This is a genomic window from Pseudomonas sp. DCB_AW (assembly GCF_026240895.1).
Classification (GTDB): domain Bacteria; phylum Pseudomonadota; class Gammaproteobacteria; order Pseudomonadales; family Pseudomonadaceae; genus Aquipseudomonas; species Aquipseudomonas kermanshahensis.
In genome coordinates this window covers 98,083-121,343 of record NZ_JAPFCE010000006.1, presented here as the reverse complement: position 1 = coordinate 121,343, position 23,261 = coordinate 98,083, and the positions used below count along the sequence as shown (strand labels likewise).

Below are 23,261 nucleotides of genomic sequence, written 5' to 3'. Positions count from 1 at the left end.
ATGAGCCAACTCCCGCAGCCCCCCTCCGCCACCGACGACGGCAGCGCCGCGCCGCAGTTTCTGGGAACCCGCATCCGCGGCCTGCGCAAGCGCCGCGGCATGACCCTGGCGGAGTTGGCCACACAGAGCGAGCTGACGGCCGGCTACATCAGCCAGTTGGAGCGCAACCTCTCTTACCCGTCGATCCCGGCACTGTTCAACATCGCCCGCAGCCTGGGTGTGACCATCCAGTGGTTTTTTGCCAGCGAGGCCAGCACTGCGCCAGAGGACCAGGGCTACGTGGTACGCCGTAACAGCCGCCTCAGCGTGCATTATGAGGACGGCATCGTCGACCAACTGCTGACACCCCAGCCCAACCGCGAGCTGGAGATGCTTCACTCGCGCTTTCCACCGGGCACCTACAGCCAGCAGAGCTACAGCCACGACGGTGAAGAGGCAGGGTATATTCTCAGCGGCAGTTTTGAACTGTGGGTGGGCGAGCGCTATTTTCAACTGGGCGAAGGCGACAGTTTCAGCTACTCCAGCCAGGAGCCGCATCGCTATGGCAACCCAGGGGACGTGGATGCTGTGGTGATCTGGGTGATCACGCCACCGACCTTTTGAGCCCGCCAAGCGGTCACTTTTGATCAGGCCATCCGCCAATGACTGAACACGCCCACCAGCTTGAGCCTGCGCTGCAACCGGTCGACCACCCTCGCGTCGTGGTCTTCGTCGCCTATCCGCACATGGGCCTGCTCGACCTCACGGGCGCCCAGACGGTGTTCTGGGCCGCCACCAAGGCCATGGCCGAACGCGGCCGACCAGGCTATCGGGTACACACCGCCAGCCTTGACGGCGGCCTGCAGCAAACCGCTGAAGGCCTGGTGGTGGCGACAGAAACCTTGGACACCGTGATGGCACAGGTTGTCGACACGCTGATCGTACCCGGCGCCCCGGACATCATCCGCACCCTCCCCGACCACGCGCCGCTGGTGGCCTGGCTGCGCCGCGCCGCCGTGCAGGCCAGGCGCACAGCCTCGGTGTGCAGCGGCACATTTCTGCTGGCCAGCGCCGGTTTGCTCGATGGGCGCCGCGCCGCCACCCACTGGGCCATGTGCGAGGTACTGCGCCGCGACTTCCCGGCGGTGCAGGTAGACCACGAGTCGATCTTCGTTCAGCAAGGCGCGGTGTGGACCTCGGCCGGGGTCAGCGCCGGCATCGACATGGCCCTCGCCCTGGTCGAACTGGACTGCGGCCGTGAAGTGGCGATGCAGGTGGCACGCGAGTTGGTGGTCTTTCTCAAGCGGCCTGGCGGCCAGGCGCAATTCAGTGAGCTGCTCAAGCTGCAGGGGCGCGATTGCAGCGAGTTCGAAGCCCTGCACCTCTGGCTCAACGAACACTTGGGCGACCCACGGCTGAGCGTCGAACACCTGGCCGAACAGGCGCACATGAGCCTGCGTAACTTCACCCGGGTGTACAAGCTCAAGACCGGCCGCACACCGGCCAAAGCCATTGAAGTGTTCCGCCTGGAAGCCGCGCGGCGCCTGCTGGAAAGCGCCGACAGCCACATCGAGCAGGTCGCGCGCCAGTGCGGTTTCGGCAACGAAGAACGCATGCGCCTGGCCTTCCAGCGTCATCTGGCGGTAACACCGCGTGACTACCGCGCCCGTTTTGCACGCTCTGTTTCGTTGGCCGAAATTCAGGGTTCTTTGGCCTAGGGCGTTACGCTCGTCGCTCGTAACATCGGTCTCCTCAAACACGGGCTACCTTGGTTACCCGGACATTCCAGGAGCACAACGATGAAGAATATCCTGATCATTGGCGCGGGCTTTGCCGGCCTCTGGAGCGCTCTGAGCGCCATACGCCAGCTGGACTTGAACGGTCGCAATGATGTCGAGGTGACGCTGCTCGCGCCCCAGGCCGAACTGCATGTACGCCCGCGCTTCTACGAACCTGAAGTACATACGATGGCCGCGCCGCTGGAAGCGCTGTTTGAGGCGGTGAACGTGCGCTTTGTGCAAGGCACGGCCTTCCACATCGACGAAGCCGCCAGGCGCGTGCGCTATCGCACGCAAAGCGGTACCGAGTGCGAGCTGGGTTATGACCGCCTGATCATGGCCTGCGGCAGTGTGCTCAACCGGCCGGACATGGTCGGCATCGAGCATGTTTTCGATGTCGACAAGATCGACAGCGCGGCGCGCCTGGAGGCGCACCTCAAGTCCCTGGCTAGCCTGCCGGACACACCTGCCCGCAACACCGTGGTGGTGGCCGGGGGTGGCTTCACCGGCATCGAGACTGCCACCGAGTTGCCGGCGCGCTTGCGCAACATCCTCGGTGAACAGGCCACACTGCGTGTGGTGGTCATCGACCGTGGCGCCAGGATCGGCGCAGCCTTGGGTGATGGCATCCGCCCCGCGATCGAGCAGGCATCCGAGGCTTTGGGGGTGGAATGGATCTGCGGCGCAACCGTGGCCTCGGTGGACCCCGACGGCGTCCTGCTGGATAACGGCCAGCGCATCGATGCCAATACCGTGATCTGGACGGTGGGGTTCAAGGCCAACCCGTTGACCGAGCAGATCAGCGGTGACCGGGACCGCCAAGGCCGGCTGCACGTGGACGGCAACCTCAAGGTCAAGGGTAACGACGCGGTCTACGCGGCAGGTGACGTTGCATATGCCGCCTGCGACGAAGCTGGCAACTATGCGGTAATGTCTTGCCAGCATGCGATCCCGCTGGGCCGCTACGCCGGCAACAATGCCGTGGCCGAATTGATCGGCGTGGCACCGATGACCTACAGCCAGCCCAAGTACGTCACCTGCCTCGACCTGGGCGCCTGGGGCGCAGTGTATACCGAAGGTTGGGAGCGCAAGGTGTCGCCACCGGAAGACAAGGCAGAAGCCAAGGTGCTCAAATCGCAGATCAACACGGTCTGGATCTACCCACCGGCCGCGAACGATCGTGCGGCGGCGCTGGCGGCGGCTGACCCGACGATACCGGTCGCCTGACACAGCCGAATTGCCGGCAAGCCGGCTCCCACAGGTACAGCGCCAGAACTGAGGTTGGCGCTATCTCTGTGGGAGCCGGCTTGCCGGCGATGGGGCGCAAGGCGCCCCCTTTTACTGCAATCAGGCAGCAGCGAACAGCTCGTTGGCGATCTGGGCCTGTGCGGCGTCGATGGCCTGGCTGCGGTGCTCTGGGCCGTAGGCCAGACCATGGGCGCGTACGATTTCCAGGTCGGTGACACCGATAAAGCCCAGGAACACCTTGAGGAAGTCTTCATGGCCGGCACCCGTCGGCTGGCCAGCGTGCAGGCCACCGGCGGTGGATACCAGGATCACCTTCTTGTTACCGCACAGGCCTTCTGGGCCGGCTTCGGTGTAGCGGAAGGTCTTGCCGGCAACGGCTACGCGGTCAATCCAGGCCTTGAGCTGGGTCGGCACGGTGAAGTTGTACATCGGCGCACCCATCACAACGGCGTCGGCGGCGAGGAATTCTTCCAGGGTTTCGGCGCTCAGCTTGGCTTCGAAGGCCTGGGCCGCGTCGCGCATGTCTTCAGCGGTACCGGCGGCCACCAAGGTAGCAGCGGAGAAGTGGGCGATGGCGTCGGCAGCCAGGTCGCGGTAGACCACTTCCAGGCTTGGGTCGGTGGCTTTCCAGGCTTCGACCACTTCGCGGCTCAGCTGGCGGGAGGCGGAATTGTCGCCCAGGATGCTCGAATCGATGTGCAACAGTTTCATGGGACTCTCCTGTAATGAAGACCGCGGCATTGGGCGATCACGATGGGGAGAATCCTACCGGGATGACGAATAGCTGATAAGCAGGCAAAAATGCGTTAGTTTGTCCCACAGATGGAACAGTGAGACATTCCCATGCAAGACCTCAACGACCTCTTCTACTTCGCACGCGTGGTCGAAGCCGGCGGTTTCGCCGCTGCCGGGCGCCAGCTGGGCATCCCTAAATCACGCCTGTCACGGCGCATCGCCGAGCTGGAAGAGCGCCTGGGCACACGCCTGCTGCAGCGCACCACGCGGCAATTGAAGCTGACCGCCGTGGGCGAGCGCTACCTGCACCACTGCCAGGCCATGCTGCTGGAGGCAGAAGCCGCCGACGAGGCCGTCGCCAGCATGAGCAGCGAACCACGCGGGCGGCTGCGGGTGTCCTGCCCGGTAGCACTGGCACATGCCTTTCTGCCGGACGTGATCAGCCGTTTTCTCGCACAGTACCCACTGGTGCAACTGGACATGGTCCTGCTCAACCGCCGGGTCGACCTGATTTCCGAAGGCATCGACGTGGCCTTGCGCGTGCGTGATCTGGGCGACGAAGACCCGGCCCTGGTTACCCGCCGGCTGCGCCAGGCGCAAATGCAACTGGTCGCCGCTCCAGGCTTTGCTGACCACATTCGCGAGCCCGCCGAGCTGGCCTCATTGCCGGTGCTGGGCGCGGCCGAAGCTGACCGGCTGGTACACTTTCGCCTGCTCGGCCCGAATGGACGCCAACAGGACATCGCCCTGGAGCCACGCTTGGCCATCGATGATTTCGTGGTGCGCAATGCCGCGGTCCGTGCCGGGTTGGGCTTCACTGCGCTACCCAGTATGTTCTGCGAAGAGGAACTGGAACGTGGCGAGCTGGTGCGGCTGCTGCCGGACTGGTCATTGCCGGGGGGGTATCTGCAGGCGGTGTACCCTCACCGCCGCGGTGTGTTGCCGGCCGTACGGGTATGGATTGATCATCTGGCAGCGTCGTTCGAGGCCTGTGGGGAGCGTTATGTCTAAGCAGAAAATGACCGAAGCCCAAGTGGCGGACTTTTGCCTGAGCCTGCCCGGTGCGCGGGAGGACTATAAATGGGGCGGTATCCGGGTGTTTTCGGTCGCAGGCAACAAGATGTTCGCGGTGCTGGACCTGGCGGGCGCAGGGTTATCGTTCAAGGTCGCCGATGAGCTGTTTCTGGGCTACTGCGACCGCCCCGGCGTGCGTCCCGCGCCCTACCTGGCCCGGGCGCGGTGGGTCAGCATGGCGCCGCCTTACCCCATGGGGCGCGACGAGCTGTGTGACCTGCTGCAGCGTTCGCACCAATTGGTGGTGCGAAAGCTGGCGAAGCGGTTGCAGGTGGGCTTGTTGATCTGATGATCAGATGGCGGAGAGCAGGTGGCGCCCCAAAAACAGGTAGTCCACCCAGAACACCTGATGCAGCAACACAATCCCCCAGAACACCAGCTGATACGACAGCTTGCGCGTCTTGTGCCGGAACATCTGCTGGGCAACCAGCGCCCCCGGCCAGCCGCCACACAGCTCGCTGGCATGCAGCACGTTTTCTGGCGTGCGCCAGGCCTGGCTGCGTGCCTGTTGTTTGTCCTGCCAGTACAGCAGCAGGCTGATCAGGCTTACCGCCGGGTAGAGCGCCAACGGCACCCAGGACTGGTCGGTCCAGGCCATCTGCGCCGCCCCCAGCCCCGGCAACAGGCACAGCGCGCCCAACACCAGCAGTTTCAGGCGTACATGACGTACGCCCTCCTCGCTTTGAGCTTTGGCCATATCAACCGTGCGCCGTCGACCAGTCGACCCAACCGAACTGCCAGGTCGCCAGGATCAACAGGCCAAAGGCAATGCGGTACCAGGCGAACGCCGCATAGCTGTGGTTGGCGATGAACTTGAGCAACGCGCGCACAGCGATCATGGCGAAGATGAACGAGGTCACGAAGCCGATGGCGAACACCGGCAAGTCGCTTGGCTGGAACAGGTCACGGTACTTGTAGCCCGAGTACACCGCTGCACCGACCATGGTCGGCATCGCCAGGAAGAACGAGAACTCGGTCGCGGCCTTGCGCGACAGCCCGAACAGCAGGCCGCCAATGATGGTCGAGCCAGAACGCGAGGTACCCGGAATCATGGCCAGGCACTGGACGAAACCAATTTTCAAGGCATGGCTCCAGCGCATCTCGTCAACGTGGTCGACCTCCACGCGGTGCTCACGGCGCTCGGCCCAGAGCATGATCACGCCGCCCACCACCAAGGCCGCAGCCACGGTGATCGGGTTGAACAGGTATTCGTGAATCAGGTCGGCGAACAGCACGCCCAACACCACCGCCGGCATGAACGCCAGCAGCAGGTTACCCGTAAAGCGCCGCGCCGTAGGCTGGGTGGTGAGCCCAAAGACCACGTCGAGTATCTTGCGTCGGAATTCCCACACCACCGCCAGGATGGCGGCAAGCTGGATGATGATGTTGAACGCCATGGCCCGTTCGCCACCAAAGCCGATGAGGTCGGCGACGATGATCTGGTGCCCGGTGCTGGAGATCGGCAAGAACTCCGTCAACCCTTCGACCACGCCTAAGATGATTGCCTGAAAGGCAGTCCAAAAATCCATCATTCCCCCGATGGAGCGCTGCTGCTGCAGGCCCCTTGTTCTTGATTTACTTGAAGTTGCCGCACACGGCCCGGCAGTTTTACAGCGACTGTTGGGCGTAACGCCAGTGGAAAAGTTCACGCCCCCTAAAGGTTTCATCTTGCGCGGCCGAAATCCTATCAAAGCCGCTTTGCAATGGCTTGCTCCGTTGCTGCAGACTACGACCAGACTAGCACTTAGCCATTAGTCGAGTGGGGGCTTGTCGCAAAGCATGCTTGGATGCACCTGAATAACAAGAACAAGGCGGGAGTGCCTGGATGAAAACCCTGAGATCGATGTCGATCAGCCGTCGTCTGTGGCTGATTCTGCTGGTGGCAGTGGCGATGCTGGTAGTACTGGGCCTGCTGATGCTGCGCCAGATCCATGGCGACCTGTATCACGCCAAGGCGGAAAAGACCCGCCACGTGGTGCAGACCGCAGCCGGTGTGCTGGCCTATTACCAAGGCCTGGAGGCGGCCGGCACGCTGAGCCGCGATGCCGCCCAGCAACAGGCGTTGCAGGTGGTGCGCGCCCTACGTTACGACCACGACGACTACTTCTGGATCAACGACCTGGGGCCGAAGATGATCATGCATCCGGCAAACCCCAAGCTCGACGGCCAGGACCTGTCTGCCATTCGCGACCCCGACGGTTTTGCCGTGTTCAACGAAATGGTCAACCTCGCCCGCAGCCAGGGCGCCGGCCCGGTCAACTATCGCTGGCCCAAACCCGGCGCCAGTGAACCGGTGGCCAAAACCTCCTATATACAGCTGTTCAAGCCGTGGGGCTGGGTTATCGGCTCAGGCGTTTACATCGATGACGTGCAGGCCGAATTTGCCCGGCAATTGCGCGACGCCTCGCTAGTCGGCCTGGGCATTGCGCTGCTGATGGCGCTGGTGGTCATGCTGATTGCCCGCAGTATCGCCCGCCCCTTGCAGGAGGCCGTGCAGGCCATGGGCACAATCGCCAGTGGCGAAAGCGACCTGACCCGACGCCTGGACACCCACGGCCGAGATGAAATCACGCACTTGGGTGAACACTTCAACCGCTTCAACGGCAAGCTTCAGGGCGTGGTCGGCCAGCTACAGGGCGCCGCCCATGACCTGGCCAGGTCCGCCGGCCATGTCGGTGACAACGCCGGGGCAGCGCAACAGCACAGTGCCCAGCAATCCCAACAGATGGAGCAGGTGGCCACGGCCGTCAACGAAGTCACCTACGCCGTGCAGGATGTGGCCAAGACGGCCGAGCAGGCCGCCGGGGAAATGCGCGCGGCGCAGCAACAAGTGCAGCACGGCCAGCAGGCCATTCATGGCAGCCTGGAACAGATCGATCGGCTGTCGGCGACCATCGACCAGGCTGTTCATGTGATTCGCGACCTGGCCGGGCACAGCACGCGCATTGGGGGTGTGCTGGACGTGATCCGCTCCATCGCCGAGCAGACCAACCTGCTCGCCCTCAACGCGGCCATCGAAGCGGCACGCGCCGGTGAACAGGGCCGTGGCTTTGCGGTGGTCGCCGACGAGGTTCGCCTGCTGGCCCAGCGCACCGCTCAGTCCACGGCCGAAATCCATACCATGATCGAGCACCTGCAAGGCCAGTCGGACGCGGCAGTACGGGCTATCGACACCAGCAGCGAGGCTTCGCGCCAGACTATCGAGCAGGCCCGCGAGGCCGGTGCCAGCCTGGATGCCATCAGCCAGGTGCTGCATAACCTGACCGCGCTCAACGCGTCCATCGCCAGTGCCACCTTGCAGCAATCGCATGTGGTCGAAGAGATCAACCGCAACGTGCTGGATACCGCCGGCTTGTCCCAGCAGACCGCCGAGGCGGCGCGCCAGTCGAGTGATGCAGGCGTGGCGCTGGGGCGGTTGAGTGAGGAACTGGAGCAACTGTTGCGGCAGTTCCGCGTGTAGCCCCCTGTAGGCGCGGCCTTATTGCCACGCAGGCCGCGCCTACACCCGTACTACTCCTTCTATTATCGACAAGCTACAATCGCGCCCCTCTTATCGCCTCTCCAAGGATCGCCGATGTCCGGCCTTGAACTCATCGCCGCCGTACTCGGCGTCACCGCTGTCTGGCTCACCGTCAAGCAGAACGCCTGGTGCTGGCCGATCGGGCTGGTCATGGTGTTGATCTATGGCTGGCTGTTCTTCGAGGTGAAGCTGTACTCGGGTATGTTGCTGCAAGTGGCCTACGCCCTGTTGCAGCTGTACGGCTGGTGGCAATGGAAGCGCCCAGGCCGTGCGCACGATGCCCGCCAGGTGACACGCCTGCACACGCGCGCGCTGTGCACCGGGCTCGCACTCGGCGCACTGCTCAGCACGGCCCTGGGTGCAGCCATGGCCAACTGGACCGATGCCGCCCTGCCCTGGCTCGACGCCACGCTGACCGGCTTCAGCCTGGTCGCGCAACTGTGGATGGCACAGAAACGCCTGCAATGCTGGCCATTGTGGTTTGTGGTAGACATCGTCTATGTCGGCCAATACCTGCATCAGCAACTGTATTTCACCGCAGGCTTCTTCGCGGTGCTCACGCTGATCGCCATACGTGGCTGGCTGGAATGGCGCCGTGACCCCGCGCTGGTGCAAGCATGAAGGTGCTGGTGCTGTGCGGGCCGGAATCCAGCGGCAAGAGCTGGCTAAGTGGCGTGCTGCAGGCGCATTTCGGTGGCGTGGTGGTCGCTGAATACGTGCGCCACTTCATCGACCAGGAATGCCGCGACACCTGCTACGCCGACATCCCCACCATCGCCCAGGGCCAGCTCGAGTGGGAAGACCGCGCCCGCGCGCAAGCGCCCGAACTGTTGATACTCGACACCCACCTGCTCAGCAACATGCTTTGGAGCCGCGCCCTGTTCGACGACTGCCCGGCCTGGCTGGAACACGCCTTGCTTACTCGGCACTACGACCTGCACTTGTTACTGAGCCCTCAAGGCGTGGACTGGGTTGCCGATGGCCAGCGTTGCCACCCCGACCTGAACGACCGTCAGCGCTTTTTCGACGACAGCCTGCAGTGGCTGCAACGCCATCAACAAGCGCTATTAGTGATTGATGGCAATTGGCCGCAACGCCAGTTGCGGGCCTTGCAAGCAGTCGCTACGCTGCTTGATAGCGATGCGCCAGCCTGCCCCACCGAGTGTTAAGCCACTGACACACCCTGGTGGGTGATAGTCCCCGCAAATGCGGGGGTTGCCCCTGTTCCGGGGGCAGTGTCAACCTCGTGAAACACCCCTGCAAAAATCCCTCCAGGCACGGCCTGTGCTGGCTTTGCCAGTGGCTGGCCAAATGCTCTGTTTCAGCGGTGATACAAAAAAAGCCGCTCTTCTTCAGCTTTTCTTCCCAACGTGTTGATTCCATAGCATTAACTGAAAGCGGCACACCTTCTGCTCTCTTCTTCGCAACGCTGAATAGGGCCAGCGCTCAAAAGAAGGAATTGCCATCGTGGGGAATCTTGATAAAGGCATTTATCGGCTCCTGCTGGTCAGTAGCATCGTCGGATCGGGTTTGAGCCTGCCTGCCCAGGCCGAGAATGGGATCATCACCATTACCCGCGATGTGCAAACGCGCAACGCGACCATCCCGCCGCTGATTCCTGACCCCAGCCCGACCACCGTCAACGCCAACCCGTCCGCGCAGATTCTCAAGCAAACCCATGAGCTGAGCGACGGCGACTTTGCCAACATCAGCAGCGGTGCCGGCATCAGCGCCCTGGTCACGCAACAGACCAACACCATTGGCGGCAACGTCACTAACCAGACGCAACTGCCCAACCTCGCCGCCGGGCGCGGCTCAGGTTCAGGCAACGGCATCTCCAACATGGTCAACTCAAGCGTGCAACGCGGCCTGGCCCCCTTGCAAATCCTGACGGGAGGCAAGTGAGATGAGGCATACGCTGCTGATCCTGGCCACGCTCTGCAGTGCGCCGGCCTTTGCCCAATCCCCCGTGATCAACAACGCCAACATCGACGATTCGGGCAGCCAATACCAGGGCAACCTCACCGTCAACCAGGCAGCCGGCGACCTGCAGCAGCAGGCTAACGCCCGCGCCATCGCCGTGGGCCATGAGGCCAGCGCCACCACCCAGATACGCCAGCGGCTCGGCACCGCAGTCGACCGCAACATGGATGCCACCGCCAGCATCCAGGGCAATGCTTTCAGCCAAGGCAGCGGCGCCCTGGGCGTCAACCAGAGCGCCGGTGCCAGCACCCAGCAAGCCAACGCACTGCGCATCAGCCTCAGTACTCAACCGCAAAGCATCGACGACAGCGTCCTCATGCAACAGAACGTGGCGCTGCTCAACAACTCCGATCCAGCTGACACCGCACCCGGCCATCGCCAGGTCACGACCAGTGACCAGGCATTCACCGGTAGCCGTGGGGTGATTCAGGTGAATCAGAGTGCCGGGGTGGGAAACCGAATGGCCAACACCTTGAGCATACGGGTCGCGGATTGACCCAAACAGTTAAGAACAACACTTAACCTAAATAAAGTACGGAGAATCACCATGAAACCCTCGATGGCAATCAAGCCTCTGGTTTTCGCAATTGCTGCGGTCATGGCTGTTGCTGTACAAGCTGGGCAAAACGATCGGCGTAATGACCATCACAATGGCCACCACAACAATGGTCAGCACACGCCTCCACCCACCAAGATCCCGGTGTACGCCACCGCCAATGCCATAGATAGCCAGCGCAGCACCGGCAATACCGTCACCAACCAAGGCACCATCAACGAAGCCGAGATGAGCAGCTCGGCCACCGGTGCCAGCGGCAACGTCGGGGTCAACGTGGCGGCCGGTAACGGCAACCAACAAGACAACGCCGCTGCCATCGCCAACGCAGCGTCCGACTCGAGCCTGGACAACAGCTTCGTGTTCGGCACCGCCGAAGCCACTGCGGACGTTCGCCAGTTCAGCAACAACAACCGGGTCGACAACTGGTCTACCCAATCGTCTGCGGTGATGAGCGGTTCGGGTGACGGCTCCTCCGGTAACGTGGGCGTCAACATTGCTGGCGGCGACCTCAACCAACAGAAAAACACCATGGCGATCGCCAACACCAATGCGCCATTGGGTAATGCCACCGCAACCGCCTCTGCCGACCAGAACGGCCCAGGCCTGACCGTGCACAACAACGCGGACCGCACCTACCGTGTGGATACGCTGACCTTCACCACGTCGGCCAGCGGCTCGAGCTCTCGCGATGGCTCGTTCACCTCCAGCGATGACCGCAGCTCGTCCTCGAGCTTCAGCGTGGCGGGCGCCCAAAGCGCCAGCAACAATGGCTCCAGCTCCTGGAACTCCAGTGGCTCGGCCAGTTCGAACGCCAGCGGCTCCAACAGCTCCAACGCCAGCGGGTCGAACAGCGCCACTGCCAGCGGCTCCAATAGCTGGAACGCCAGCGGCTCTGCCAGCGGCAACGCCAGCTCGTCCAGCAGTGCCAGCCTGAACGCTACCCTGGCTGCTGCCGCCGATGCGACGCGCACTGTGACCACCGACGATGGCCGTCGTGAACGCACCCGTACCGACAGCTTCGATGCTTCGCTCAATGCGTCGCTCGATGCTTCGATCGACAAGTCGCATGAAAGCGCCTACGACTCGTCGTTCGAAAAAGCGTTCGACTCCTCCTACGACAAGACCCGCAACTCTTCGTACGACAAGTCTCGCGACTCTTCGTACGAGAAGTCCCGCGACTCTTCGTATGAGAAAGCCCACGATTCTTCTTACGCAAACGCTTCGGAGTCTGCGTACGAAAAATCGGGCGAAAAAGCCAATCAATCGTCTAACGACGTGTCGAAAAGCTTCAGCGAAAGCAGCTCGTATGACCTGAGCAACACCGTGTCCTTCCAAGTGCTGACCCCAACCGGCTGGGCCAACCCTGTGACCAACACTGCAACCCTGAGCGGTTCGGTGAATGGCGGCAGCGGCAACCTGGGCGTCAACGTGGCAGCCGGTGTGGGCAACCAGCAAAGCAACTCGCTGGCCATCTCCAACACCTCGTTCTAACGGCTGTAGCCTCGAGGCCCCCTACGGGGGGCCTTTTTCAACCAGAACAAGAAGGCACCCGATCATGCGTATTTTCGCCTTGGCGTTTTTGCTGTGCCTGGCCAGCGTGAGCGAAGCTGCACAAATGCCGTTGTCCGTGCTGCCCGGTGGCGCGGTGGTGTTCAAACCCATCCAGAGTGTGCGCGAGCGCAAGTTCGCCGACCTGGTGCAACAAAAAACCGACTTCAGTTGTGGCGCCGCGGCGCTGGCCACCATCCTGCGCCAGGCCTACTGGCTGGACGTGGACGAACAACACATCATCGAAGGCATGCTGGCGCACGCCGATCAAGACCTGGTGCGCACGCAGGGCTTCTCCATGCTCGACATGAAACGCTACGTGGAAAGCCTGGGCATGCGCGCCCGTGGGTACCGGGTAGCACCCGAAACCCTGACCAGCGTGCGTATCCCGGTCGTGGTGCTGATGGACATCCGTGGCTACAAGCACTTTGTGGTCATGCAAAAGGTCGACAACGGCTGGGTGTACATCGGTGACCCTGTGCTGGGCCACAAACGCTTCAAGGTCGAGGACTTCCTCAAAGGCTGGAACGGCATCATCTTCGCCGTGATCGGCCAGGGTTATGACAAGGGCAATGCCCTGCTCGACCCGCCTCTGCCACTGACTGCCAAGGGCCGCGTCAATAACTTCACCCCGGTGCAGGACGCAGAGCTGCTGGATTTCGGCTTCATCAAAAGCGACTTTTTCTAACGGTTCTTCTAACGATAGGGAGCACGACGCTCCGGGAGCATCCAATGAAGATTCCATTCTGGCTAGCCGTGGCATGCCTGGCCGCCAGCCTACCGACCCACGCACAGCCGCTCACCCCCATCGAACTGAAGGATCAGGAGTTGGCGAACCTGCGCGGGCGCTACGTGATGCCGGGGCGGATCGTCAGCTTCGGCATCGTCATGACCAGCACCTGGCAGAACGCCAAGGGCGACGTGATCGGGGCATCGTCGACGCTGCAAGTACAGCAAAACACCATCAAACCGCAGTTCTATGTGTCGATGATCGACGAAAAAGGCACCAGTGCGGCTCATTCGCAAAGTGCCAGCCCTGCGCCCGGCACCGGTGCGGTAAGCGGCGGCAGCGGCCTGAACACCACCGAAGGGGTGACCCAGGTGGTGCGTGCGGCGGGCGACAACAACACCGCCTATAACAATGTCGACATCAACGTCACCAAGGCCAACCAGGCGCCCGTGGCCCAGCCGCAGGGCCAGGCACTGACCGCAGGCTCGACCCTGGTCGGCGAAAACGGCGCAGGCGCGCTGAGCGTTTCGTCCACCGGCGTGGGCGTGCAGCTCAATATCAATGCCGCCAACAACCAGGGCAGCACCGTGCAACGCCTGGCCCAAGGGGGCCTGACGCAGAACACGACGTTGCTTGGCAACGGCAACCAGGTCAGCAACCTCACCTCCCTCAACGTCGTCATGCGCGAGAACGTACCCACGGCCGCTTCGCTGAACGGTAGCCTCGACCAGCTCAAAGGTCTTCGCACTCTCGGATACTGATCTACGCTCAGTCTCATCAAAAGTAGTCGGAAGGGACGGCATATCCATGCACCGATCGTTAACGTTCAGAGCTTTTGTCTGTTTGACTACCCTGGCCCCATCCACCGCCCTTTATGCAGCAGTCGACCCACAGGTTGAGGCCCTGAAACAAGAATTGATGGCGTTGAAACAGCGCTACGAAGCGCAGCAGCAAGCGTTGATGGTCCTTGAACAACGGGTTCGCCAGGTGGAGGAGACCCCCGCGGCGCCGCAGCCTAAACGGTTGACCAAATCCCCGGCCGAAACGGTCAAAGGCGGGCAGACCGTCGCCGCCGGGGCGCCAGGCACCACCGGTAGCTCCTATGGCCAGTCGCTCAAGGACGATTCCGAACCTGCGCAAAGTGTGTCCAACCTGTACGACGAGGCCAGCGGCTTCTTCGGGGGCGGCAAGTTCAGCTTCGAAACCGGCGTCACCTACACCCATTACGACACCCGCGCACTGGTGCTCAACGGCTTCCTTGCGCTGGACTCGATTTTCCTCGGCAACATCAACCTGGACCGCATCAAGGCAGACAACTGGACCCTGGACATGACCGCCCGCTACAACCTGGCACAGCGCTGGCAGTTCGACATTAACGTCCCAGTGGTCTACCGCGAATCGACCTACTCGTCTGGTGGCGCCGGTGGTGCAGCCCCGGTCACCAGTGATGAAACCGTCACCCGCGACCCGGAAATCGGCGATATCAACGTCGGCGTTGCCTACAAGTTCATGGACGAGTCCGAAAACTGGCCCGATGCGGTAGCGACACTGCGGGTAAAGGCGCCAACCGGCAAGGACCCGTATGGCATCAAGCTGCGCGAGGTGCCAGGCAACGACAACCTGTCGGTGCCAGAAAGCCTGCCGACCGGCAACGGCGTATGGGCGATTACACCGGGCATCTCGCTGGTCAAGACCTTCGACCCCGCCGTGCTGTTCGGCAGCCTGTCCTACACCTACAACATGGAAGACTCGTTCAGCGACATCAGCCCCCAGGTCAACAGCAAGGTGCCGGGTGACGTGAAACTCGGCGACTCCTGGCAAGTCGGGGCCGGTATCGCCTTTGCCTTGAACGAGAAGATGAGCATGTCGTTCTCGGTTTCCGACCAGTTTGCCCGCAAGAGCAAGATCAAGCCGGATGGCGGCGACTGGCAATCGATCAGCAACAGCGATTACAACTCAGCCAACTTCAACATCGGCATGACCTTTGCGGCCAGCGACAACCTGACCATCGTGCCCAACCTCTCGATTGGCCTGACCGACGATGCGCCAGACTTCTCCTTCAGCCTCAAATTCCCCTACTACTTCTGACCCCCAGCCGCCTGCCGGGCCTGCGCAAGCCAGCCCGGCATTTAGTTACCAGCCTTGTAGCCCGCCGTATTCCCTGGCCCAGCCTGTTATCATTCAGCACAGTTGCATGACGATTTAATGGCAAAAGGGAAGTTTTCTGTGAAGAACCTGTTCGACCACCCACGCACCCGGCTCGTCGCTTTGGCGGGCCTGGTGCTGGTGATCCCACTGGGTACGCGCGCCATGCTGGGTTGGTCCAACCCGCTCGGTTATCTGTCCGACCTGGCCCTCGGCAGCCTGCTGGTCTTGCTGCTGCACCGCCGGCCGTGGTGGCTGGCGTTGCCGGTTTTGCTGGCCTGGGCGGCGCTCTGGGTGGCGTCGGCCGAGCTGGTGAGCGCGGTGGGCAGGCTGCCCACCAGCGCCGACCTCGGCTACCTGACCGACTCCCAATTCATGGAGAACTCAACCGGCGGCGGCCTCGCGCATGGCTGGTTGCCCTGGCTTTTGGCGGCCGGCCTGCTGGGCTGGTTGCTCAGCGTCTGGAGCAGCCGCGGCCAACGTGTCGCCCCCCTGCCCCGCAAGGCCTGGGCAGTTACGCTGCTGCTGTTTGGCGCGCACTGGGGCAGCCAACACCTGGCGCCTTCCGATGCCGAGCAGTGGCGGCAGTACAACCTCTCCCATCAGTTGCTGTCGGCCGGCGTCGGTAGCCTGCAGCGCCAGGCCCTGGGCTGGGCCGGCCAGGAACAGGGGGTCACGCCCTTGCCCAGCAGTGGCCTGACCCAGTCCGACCTGCATGGCCAGAAGCTGCTCAAGGCACCGGGCAGTGCACGCAACCTGTTGGTCATCACCGTCGAAGGCATCCCCGGGGCCTACATTCGCCCCAACCGCCAGGCCCTGCACAGCCGCTTCGACGAAGACCTGATGCCAAAGCTCAGCCGTTGGGCCGAGCGCGGCATGAACACCCCGGATTATGTGCTGCACACCCACCAGACCATCCGTGGCCTGTACTCGATGCTGTGCGGTGATTACGACAAGCTGGCCAACGGCACGCCTAAGGGCGTCGAACTGCTGACCCAGAACGACCGTAACCAGGCCTGCCTGCCGGCACAGTTGCGCCAGGCCGGGTTCACCACCCACTACCTACAGGGTGCTGGGCTGCGCTTCATGGCCAAGGACCGCATCATGCCGCACATCGGTTTCGATTCGGTGCATGGCCTGGAGTGGTTCCGCAACAAGAACTACCTGGAATTCCCTTGGGGCAAGGACGACCGCGCTTTCTTCGAAGGTGCCCTGGACTATGTCGGCCAGCTGAGGAAACAAGACAAACCTTGGATGCTGACCTTGCTGACCGTGGGCACTCACCAGCCATATTCGGCACCGGCGGCTTACCTCGAGCGCTACGACACGCCCAAGCAGGCTGCCGTCGCCTACCTGGATGATGCAATCGGCGCGTTTCTCGATAGCCTCGAACGCCAGGGTGTGCTCAAGGACACCCTGGTGGTAGTCACCTCCGACGAGTCCCACGGCATAGACGGCGTGCGCCTGGCATCCTCGTGGGGTTTCAACCTCACCCTGGCGCCGGAGCAGGCGGAGCTACCCACTATCAAGCGCGGCACTTATGGCCATATCGACCTGACCACGTCGCTGCTCGACTACTTCGCCTTGCCGATCCCCGTCGCACTGGGTGGCCGCTCGCTGTACCGCGATTACGACACTGGCCGCGAGATGATCTCCTACACCAACGGCATGCTGCGTTACCACAACGGCCAAGGCGTGTTCACCGAATGCGACTTCCAGCAGCGCTGCCGACGCTATGCCAGCGAAGGTTTCATCGCCGACCAGGCGCGCTACCTCGGCACCGGTGACGACATGCTCGGCCAGCAGGTCGTTACCCTGGCCGGCACCCTCGACCAGTCGCTGCTGCAAACGCCGCTCAACCTGCGCTACCAGTTCGGCGGCCCATCACCGATAAAGTTGCGCAAGCGTATTCACGATGACTGGGCCGACAACCTGATCGGTGCGCAGTACCTGGAGATGCCCGGCGGCTCGCACACCCGTGTACGGGTCAAGGTGCGCTCGCTGGACCCGCGTCGTGCGGCCTACATTCAGCTCAAGGCCAAGCAACTGGAACAAGATGTGCCATTGGGGCTGCCAGAAGAAATCCGCGTGACGGCGGATCAGCCACTAGAGATGGAGTTCAGCTTTGACAACCCGACCGAGCGCAAGGCGTTTTCCTTCCACCTGCTGGGGTATGGCGGCGGTGCGGTCGAAGTCAGCGACTTCAGTGTTATTACCGCATTACCTGGGGAAAGCGACGTGCCGGATGAACTGACCGACGACCCTATCGCCCATTCGGGCTGACGCCAAGCCCACCGTTCATCGCACCACCTTCGATGCCTGTCGATCTGGCCCTGCCCCGCTCGACCAGTGCTGAATCCCTACCCTGGAGTCAGCACCATGAGCAGTGAAAACAGGCATGAGGTGGTCTCCCGCAGCCAGTGGCTGGCAGCACGCCGGCAGCTGTGGTTGCACGAAAAAGCCTTCACCCATCAACGCGACGAGCTGGCTGCAGCACGTCGCGCTTTGCCCTGGGTGAAGGTCGAACAAACCTATCGATTCCAAGGGCCGGAGGGCGAACTGAGCCTGGCCCAACTGTTCGCCGGGCGCAGCCAGCTGTTGCTCTATCATTTCATGTTCGCCGAGGGTTGGTGTGAAGGTTGCCCAGGCTGCTCTTTCCTAGCTGACCATTTTGACGGCGCGAACCTGCACCTGGCGCACCACGATGTATCGCTGGTGGCCGTCTCCCGGGCGCCCTACGCCGAGTTCCAGGCATTTCGCCAGCGCATGGGCTGGCAGTTTCCCTGGTACTCGTCCGCAGGTAGCGGGTTCAATGAAGACTTTGGCGTCAGCGTGGGTAGCGATGGGCCTCGGCAGTACAACTATGAGCCTTATGAAGGCAGCGAAAGCGAGTTGCCGGGGTTGAGTGCGTTCTACCTTGACGCGGACGGCGGCGTGTACCACACGTACTCAACCTATGCCCGCGGGCTGGACATTCTGGTCAATACCTACAACTTCCTCGACATTGCGCCGTTGGGGCGTAACGAGGTCGGGACCATGGACTGGGTGCGGCACCATGACCGCTATGAAGGGCAGACCGGCAAGGCGCATTGTTACCATGACTGATGCAAGCCTGCCCTAAATGTTGCGCTGTAGGAGCAGCCTTGTGCTGCGAAGAGGCCGGCGGCTACACAGTAAATGTTTGCTGCTTTCACCGGCCTCTTCGCAGCACAAGGCTGCTCCTACACGCGTATTGCATGCGGGCTAGCCGCGCACGCCAAGCATCCCGCCTTCAACGATGAAATCGATCACCGCCTGCAACCCTTCGCCCTTTTTCAGGTTACTGAATGTCCATGGCCGCTGTGGGCGCATGCGCTGGGTGTCGCGCTCCATCACCTCCAACGATGCACCGACGTAAGGCGCTAGGTCGGTCTTGTTGATCACCAGGAAGTCGGACTTGGTAATCCCCGGTCCGCCCTTGCGCGGGATCTTCTCACCCTCGGCAACATCGATGACGTAGATGGTCAGGTCGGCCAGTTCAGGGCTGAAAGTGGCGCTGAGGTTGTCACCACCGCTCTCCACGAAGATAACCTCAAGGTTACCGAACTTGCGCGCCAAGGCCTCCACCGCCGCCAGGTTCATCGAGGCGTCTTCGCGGATCGCCGTGTGTGGGCAGCCGCCGGTTTCCACGCCGACAATGCGCTCAGGCTCCAGTGCACCGGCCTCGGTGAGGATGCGTTGGTCCTCTTTGGTGTAGATGTCGTTGGTCACCACGGCGATCTGATAATGATCGCGCATGGCCTTGCACAGGGCTTCGAGCAGCGCGGTCTTGCCGGAACCGACCGGGCCGCCGACACCGACGCGCAGGGGTTGTTGATAGCTTTGCATGAAGGCAGTCCTCAGGAGCGGAACAAACGGGTGTATTGGGTTTCATGTCGCGATGAAGCAATCGCCAGCAATGGCAGGCCGCCACCGAGCTGGTCATCGCCCAGGGCCAGCGCCTGGTCGAGTACGGCGGGTAAGTCCTGGCCAAGGTCGCGCAGCAAGGTTTGCGCCGCCTGCTGGCCGAACGGCACCAGCTTGACCCCGGCCATCACTGCGCCTTCGAGCCAGGCGAAGCCAATGCCCAGCGCCAACTGACGCAGCGGGATCGACCAGTAGGCGCCGAGCCAGGCCATACCGCCCAGTTGGCTGAGTTCAAGGCTGGCCCGCCAGGCGGGGTCCTGCCCCAATTGCCAGCCATCGAGCAGGCGTGCCAGCGCCGAGCCACGCTGTTGTTCTTCCAGGCGCAACTCCGCGGTTTCCCGGTTGGCCAGCAGAAAGCGGCTCCATTGGCTGAATGCTTGGGCATCCGTGGCCAGGCAGGCCTGATACAGGCGTGCCAGCACGGGCCAGTCGACGCAGCCCAGGGTGTCGTGCAACTGCTCGCGCTGCCAGGCGCTGAAGCTGGCGATATCCTTCACCCAACCCGCTTCGACGGCCCATTCCAAGCCTTGCGAGTAGGTGAACCCACCCACCGGCAAACCCGGGCTGGCCAGTTGCAGCAAGCGCAACAGCGCCAGGTCGCTGTCCATCAACCGGCCAGGACCAGTGCGGCGCCGGCCAACAGGCCACCACCGAAGGCTTTTTGCAGGCCGCTGCGGCGGCGCAGCAAGCAACCCACCGCGAACCCGGCCACCAGCAGCAGGCCGCTGACGGTCACGAAGCCAGCACTGAATTGCCAGAACGCGCTGGGCGTGGCTTCAACGCCATGCGCCCAGCCGTGAAACAGGGCGAACACCGGCATGGCCAGCGCCAGCAACAGCTGGCGGCTAGGCAGCAACAGGGCTCCGGCGGCGACCAGCAACGACACGCTGATCATCGTTTCCATGCCCAACACATCCCCAAAAAGATGGCCGCACACCGCGCCACCAAACATCGCCGCCAGGGTTGCCAAGGGCAAGGTCAGGTTGCGTCGGGTCAGCGCAGCGAGCACGCCAGTGCCCAGCAGCATCAGCAAGTGGTCCAGGCCGGTCAGCGGGTGCAGCAGGCCGTCCTGCAACGGGTTGCTGTCGTGGCCGGGGTGGGCGAAGGCCGGCACCGCCAGCATCAGCAGAAACAGGGCGAACGTCTTTTTCATCAGTGGCTCCAGGGCAGTTCAGGAATGGGCAGGCAGGCGCACGAACGGGTGGTCGTTGCCATGGCTGTGGCTATGGCTGTGCGGCGCGCTCTGGTAGGCGCCCGCCTCGGGTTCGAACGGCGCCTGTTCGGTTTCCACCGTCAAGCCCAGGCCTCGCAGCATGTCGTCCAGCACATAGTCGTGCTGGTAACGCAGCAGGCCAGGTTCGATCTGCAGCGGCACATGACGGTTGCCCAGGTGGTAGGCGGCCCGTGCCAGCAAGTGGGGGTCGGCGCAACGTACCGTCGAAACCGTTTCTGGGGCGGCCAGCACGCGAATGACCTGGCTGCCATCGGCATCGGCCAGCAGTTCACCGCCGCGCAGCAGGTGGCCGCGCGCGAGCATCAGCCCGGCGTCGCGGCCGTCGTCGAGGGTTACCCGCAGGCGGCTCTTGATTCGGCTGTCCACATCCAGGGTGACGGTGCCGGTTTCGGCAAGCGAGCCGGGTTCGGTGACCCGGCGAGTCAGGACTATCATCTGTGCTCCTTCAGAACAGGAAGTAACGCTGGGCCAGCGGCAGTTCGCTGGCCGGTTCGCACACCAGCAACTCGCCGTCGGCACGCACCTGGTAGGTCTGCGCATCGACTTCGATGACCGGCTGCAAGGTGTTGTGGACCATGTCGGCCTTGCGCACCCGTCGGCAGCCGTGGGCCACACCGATCAGGCTGCGCAGGTTGAGTGATTCGGCCAGGCCGCTGTCCATGGCGGCCTGCGGCAGAAAGGTCATCCGCGTGGCGTGCCGCGCCGCGCCCAGGGCGCCGAACATCGGCCGGTAGTGCACGGGTTGCGGCGTCGGGATCGAGCCATTGATATCACCCATGGGCGCGGTGACGATCATCCCGCCCTTGATCACCAAGGCGGGCTTGACCGCAAAAAAGGCCGGGGCCCACAGCACCAGGTCAGCCAACTTGCCCACCTCCACTGAACCCACTTCATGTGCAATGCCGTGGGTCAACGCTGGGTTGAGCGTGTACTTGGCGATGTAGCGCTTGACCCGGAAGTTGTCGCTGTAGCTGTTGTCCGGCGCCAGAGGCCCACGGCGCAGCTTCATCTGGTGCGCCACCTGCCAGGTGCGCAGTACCACTTCCCCTACGCGGCCCATGGCCTGGGAGTCGGACGAGGTCATGGCGAAGGCGCCCATGTCGTGCAGGATGTCCTCGGCAGCGATGGTCTCGCGGCGGATGCGCGACTCGGCGAACGCCACGTCCTCGGCGATGCTCGGGTCCAGGTGGTGGCAGACCATGAGCATGTCCAAGTGCTCGTCAACGGTGTTGACGGTGTACGGCAAGGTCGGGTTGGTCGAGGACGGCAGCACGTTGGCTTGCCCTGCGGCGCGGATGATGTCCGGCGCATGGCCACCGCCCGCGCCCTCGGTATGGAAGGTGTGGATGGTGCGGTCGCCAATGGCCGCTAGGGTGTCTTCGATACAACCGGACTCGTTGAGGGTGTCGGTGTGGATCGCCACCTGGATGTCCATTTCCTCGGCCACGCCCAGGCAACAGTCGATGGCTGCCGGGGTCGAACCCCAGTCCTCGTGCAGTTTCAGGCCGACGGCGCCTGCCGCGATCTGCTCGCGCAATGCCTCGGGGCGCGACGCATTGCCTTTGCCCAGCAGGCCGATATTGATGGGCAGGCTGTCGGCGGCCTGGAGCATGCGCGCCAGGTACCATGGGCCAGGGGTGCAGGTGGTGGCGTTGGTACCGGTGGCCGGCCCCGTGCCGCCACCGATGAAGGTGGTGACGCCGCTGGTAAGGGCCTCCTCCACCTGCTGCGGGCAGATGAAGTGGATGTGCGAGTCGATGCCGCCAGCGGTGACGATCTTGCCTTCTGCAGCGATCACCTCGGTGCCTGGGCCGACTGGCACGGTGACCCCTGGTTGCACATCGGGGTTGCCGGCCTTGCCAATGGCAGCGATGCGGCCGTGCTTGACGCCGATGTCTGCCTTGACGATACCCCAGTGATCGATGATCAACGCGTTGGTCAGCACCAGGTCCATGGCTATGGCCGCCAGCATCTGGCCTTGCCCCATGCCATCGCGGATGACCTTGCCACCGCCGAACTTGACCTCTTCGCCATACACGGTGAAGTCTTTCTCGACCTCCACCCACAGCGCGGTATCGGCCAGGCGCACGCGGTCGCCCACGGTGGGGCCGAACATGTCGGCATAGGCCTGGCGGGAAATACGGCTCATGCCCTGCCCTCCAGTGCGCCCATCACCTTGCCCTGGAAGCCATAGACCTCGCGCTTGCCGGCATAGGCAACCAGTTGCACGGTGCGTGCCTGGCCCGGCTCGAAGCGCACGGCGGTGCCGGCTGGAATGTCCAGGCGAAAGCCTAGGGTAGGCGCACGCTCGAACACCAGTGCGTCGTTGACCTCGTAGAAGTGGTAGTGCGAGCCGACCTGCACGGGCCGGTCGCCGTGGTTGGCCACGCTGACGCTCACCGTCGCGCGGCCGCTATTAAGCTCGATGTCGCCGCCGGCGACCTGGATTTCACCTGGGATCATGCTGGGCTCCTGGGCTGTATCAGACGATGGGGTCATGCACGGTCACCAGCTTGGTGCCATCGGGGAAGGTCGCCTCGACCTGCACGTCGTGGATCATTTCAGCGACGCCAGGCATAACTTGCTCATGGCTCAACACTTCACGGCCCAGGCTCATCAGCTCGGCCACCGTGCGGCCATCCCGGGCGCCCTCGAGCACGGCGGCACTGATCAGCGCCACCGCTTCCGGGTAGTTGAGTTTCAGGCCGCGGGCCAGGCGCCGCTCCGCCAGCAACGCGGCGGTGAACAGCAGCAGTTTGTCTTTCTCTCTTGGGGTCAGCTCCATG

Annotated in this window: 26 protein-coding genes; 16 read left to right on the top strand and 10 right to left on the bottom strand. The window is 63.1% G+C overall.

Annotation, left to right across the window (positions count from 1 at the left end):
* From OO306_RS06555 to OO306_RS06545, 3 genes are all read left to right on the top strand, one after another.
* Entirely contained in the window at positions 1 to 603 is a 603-nt protein-coding gene (locus OO306_RS06555; protein WP_027594783.1) for a cupin domain-containing protein, read from the top strand.
* A gap of 38 nt (positions 604 to 641) precedes the next feature.
* Positions 642 to 1,697, top strand: coding sequence for a GlxA family transcriptional regulator (locus OO306_RS06550; protein WP_238214896.1), 1,056 nt, complete (start codon positions 642 to 644; stop codon positions 1,695 to 1,697).
* A gap of 81 nt (positions 1,698 to 1,778) precedes the next feature.
* A complete protein-coding gene (locus OO306_RS06545) occupies positions 1,779 to 2,984 on the top strand; it encodes an NAD(P)/FAD-dependent oxidoreductase (RefSeq protein WP_265968126.1) in 1,206 nt (401 codons plus the stop codon).
* A 120-nt stretch (positions 2,985 to 3,104) separates the two neighbouring features.
* On the opposite strand, the gene OO306_RS06540 is transcribed toward OO306_RS06545, so the two are convergent.
* Positions 3,105 to 3,716, bottom strand: coding sequence for an FMN-dependent NADH-azoreductase (locus tag OO306_RS06540; RefSeq protein ID WP_265968125.1), 612 nt, complete (start codon positions 3,714 to 3,716; stop codon positions 3,105 to 3,107).
* Between the two features lie 132 nt (positions 3,717 to 3,848).
* Between OO306_RS06540 and OO306_RS06535 the strand changes: the two genes are divergently transcribed.
* Together OO306_RS06535 and OO306_RS06530 are read left to right on the top strand one after the other, a co-directional pair.
* Positions 3,849 to 4,751 (top strand): LysR substrate-binding domain-containing protein, encoded by a 903-nt coding sequence (locus OO306_RS06535; RefSeq protein WP_027594779.1) that lies wholly within the window; start codon positions 3,849 to 3,851, stop codon positions 4,749 to 4,751.
* The gene (locus OO306_RS06530; protein WP_027594778.1) at positions 4,744 to 5,103 is read left to right on the top strand and encodes an MmcQ/YjbR family DNA-binding protein; all 360 of its coding nucleotides are present in this window, start codon (positions 4,744 to 4,746) and stop codon (positions 5,101 to 5,103) included. The genes OO306_RS06535 and OO306_RS06530 overlap by 8 nt, the downstream gene beginning before the upstream one ends.
* A gap of 3 nt (positions 5,104 to 5,106) precedes the next feature.
* On the opposite strand, the gene OO306_RS06525 is transcribed toward OO306_RS06530, so the two are convergent.
* Positions 5,107 to 5,511, bottom strand: a complete 405-nt coding sequence (locus OO306_RS06525) for a DUF1294 domain-containing protein (RefSeq protein ID WP_099429534.1) — start codon at positions 5,509 to 5,511, stop codon at positions 5,107 to 5,109.
* A 1-nt stretch (position 5,512) separates the two neighbouring features.
* Positions 5,513 to 6,343, bottom strand: a complete 831-nt coding sequence (locus tag OO306_RS06520) for an undecaprenyl-diphosphate phosphatase (protein WP_027594776.1) — start codon at positions 6,341 to 6,343, stop codon at positions 5,513 to 5,515.
* Positions 6,344 to 6,639: 296 nt separating this feature from the next.
* On the opposite strand from OO306_RS06520, the gene mcpP reads away from it, so the two are divergent.
* The 11 genes from mcpP to OO306_RS06465 all read left to right on the top strand — a co-directional run bounded on the left by mcpP (position 6,640) and on the right by OO306_RS06465 (position 18,401).
* Positions 6,640 to 8,274, top strand: a complete 1,635-nt coding sequence (mcpP, locus tag OO306_RS06515) for a methyl-accepting chemotaxis protein McpP (RefSeq protein ID WP_099429535.1) — start codon at positions 6,640 to 6,642, stop codon at positions 8,272 to 8,274.
* Positions 8,275 to 8,388: 114 nt separating this feature from the next.
* Positions 8,389 to 8,955 carry a nicotinamide riboside transporter PnuC gene (gene pnuC, locus OO306_RS06510; RefSeq protein WP_027594774.1) on the top strand — a complete coding sequence of 189 codons (567 nt, stop codon included), beginning with the start codon at positions 8,389 to 8,391 and terminating at the stop codon, positions 8,953 to 8,955.
* Positions 8,952 to 9,503, top strand: a complete 552-nt coding sequence (locus OO306_RS06505; protein ID WP_265968124.1) for an AAA family ATPase — start codon at positions 8,952 to 8,954, stop codon at positions 9,501 to 9,503. Before pnuC ends, OO306_RS06505 begins: the two co-directional genes overlap by 4 nt.
* A gap of 298 nt (positions 9,504 to 9,801) precedes the next feature.
* Positions 9,802 to 10,239, top strand: a complete 438-nt coding sequence (locus OO306_RS06500) for a hypothetical protein (RefSeq protein ID WP_027594772.1) — start codon at positions 9,802 to 9,804, stop codon at positions 10,237 to 10,239.
* A 1-nt stretch (position 10,240) separates the two neighbouring features.
* Complete coding sequence (locus OO306_RS06495) at positions 10,241 to 10,813, top strand: hypothetical protein (RefSeq protein WP_027594771.1); 573 nt, start codon at positions 10,241 to 10,243, stop codon at positions 10,811 to 10,813.
* 51 nt (positions 10,814 to 10,864) lie between these two features.
* Positions 10,865 to 12,364: a heme utilization protein gene (locus OO306_RS06490; RefSeq protein ID WP_265968123.1), complete on the top strand. Its 1,500-nt coding sequence runs from the start codon at positions 10,865 to 10,867 to the stop codon at positions 12,362 to 12,364.
* Between the two features lie 64 nt (positions 12,365 to 12,428).
* Positions 12,429 to 13,109 carry a C39 family peptidase gene (locus tag OO306_RS06485; protein ID WP_027594769.1) on the top strand — a complete coding sequence of 227 codons (681 nt, stop codon included), beginning with the start codon at positions 12,429 to 12,431 and terminating at the stop codon, positions 13,107 to 13,109.
* Between the two features lie 44 nt (positions 13,110 to 13,153).
* Positions 13,154 to 13,912, top strand: a complete 759-nt coding sequence (locus OO306_RS06480) for a hypothetical protein (protein ID WP_265968122.1) — start codon at positions 13,154 to 13,156, stop codon at positions 13,910 to 13,912.
* Between the two features lie 46 nt (positions 13,913 to 13,958).
* Positions 13,959 to 15,239, top strand: coding sequence for a hypothetical protein (locus tag OO306_RS06475; RefSeq protein ID WP_027594767.1), 1,281 nt, complete (start codon positions 13,959 to 13,961; stop codon positions 15,237 to 15,239).
* 138 nt (positions 15,240 to 15,377) lie between these two features.
* Positions 15,378 to 17,579 carry an LTA synthase family protein gene (locus tag OO306_RS06470; RefSeq protein WP_265968121.1) on the top strand — a complete coding sequence of 734 codons (2,202 nt, stop codon included), beginning with the start codon at positions 15,378 to 15,380 and terminating at the stop codon, positions 17,577 to 17,579.
* A 96-nt stretch (positions 17,580 to 17,675) separates the two neighbouring features.
* Positions 17,676 to 18,401, top strand: coding sequence for a thioredoxin family protein (locus OO306_RS06465; RefSeq protein ID WP_265968120.1), 726 nt, complete (start codon positions 17,676 to 17,678; stop codon positions 18,399 to 18,401).
* 138 nt (positions 18,402 to 18,539) lie between these two features.
* Here the strand turns inward: OO306_RS06465 and ureG are convergent, their stop codons facing one another.
* Genes ureG through OO306_RS06430 form a run of 7 tightly spaced genes read right to left on the bottom strand, consistent with a single transcriptional unit; the run spans position 18,540 to position 23,260 of the window.
* Positions 18,540 to 19,163 carry an urease accessory protein UreG gene (ureG, locus tag OO306_RS06460; RefSeq protein ID WP_265968118.1) on the bottom strand — a complete coding sequence of 208 codons (624 nt, stop codon included), beginning with the start codon at positions 19,161 to 19,163 and terminating at the stop codon, positions 18,540 to 18,542.
* An 11-nt stretch (positions 19,164 to 19,174) separates the two neighbouring features.
* Positions 19,175 to 19,849, bottom strand: a complete 675-nt coding sequence (locus OO306_RS06455; protein ID WP_265968116.1) for an urease accessory protein UreF — start codon at positions 19,847 to 19,849, stop codon at positions 19,175 to 19,177.
* The gene (locus OO306_RS06450; protein WP_265968115.1) at positions 19,849 to 20,394 is read right to left on the bottom strand and encodes a HupE/UreJ family protein; all 546 of its coding nucleotides are present in this window, start codon (positions 20,392 to 20,394) and stop codon (positions 19,849 to 19,851) included. Before OO306_RS06450 ends, OO306_RS06455 begins: the two co-directional genes overlap by 1 nt.
* Before the next feature lie 18 nt (positions 20,395 to 20,412).
* The gene (gene ureE, locus OO306_RS06445) at positions 20,413 to 20,910 is read right to left on the bottom strand and encodes an urease accessory protein UreE (protein ID WP_027594762.1); all 498 of its coding nucleotides are present in this window, start codon (positions 20,908 to 20,910) and stop codon (positions 20,413 to 20,415) included.
* Between the two features lie 10 nt (positions 20,911 to 20,920).
* The gene (ureC, locus tag OO306_RS06440; protein WP_265968114.1) at positions 20,921 to 22,624 is read right to left on the bottom strand and encodes an urease subunit alpha; all 1,704 of its coding nucleotides are present in this window, start codon (positions 22,622 to 22,624) and stop codon (positions 20,921 to 20,923) included.
* A complete protein-coding gene (locus OO306_RS06435) occupies positions 22,621 to 22,938 on the bottom strand; it encodes an urease subunit beta (protein WP_027594760.1) in 318 nt (105 codons plus the stop codon). The genes ureC and OO306_RS06435 overlap by 4 nt, the downstream gene beginning before the upstream one ends.
* A gap of 19 nt (positions 22,939 to 22,957) precedes the next feature.
* Positions 22,958 to 23,260: an urease subunit gamma gene (locus tag OO306_RS06430; RefSeq protein WP_027594759.1), complete on the bottom strand. Its 303-nt coding sequence runs from the start codon at positions 23,258 to 23,260 to the stop codon at positions 22,958 to 22,960.
* Position 23,261: the final 1 nt, after the last annotated feature.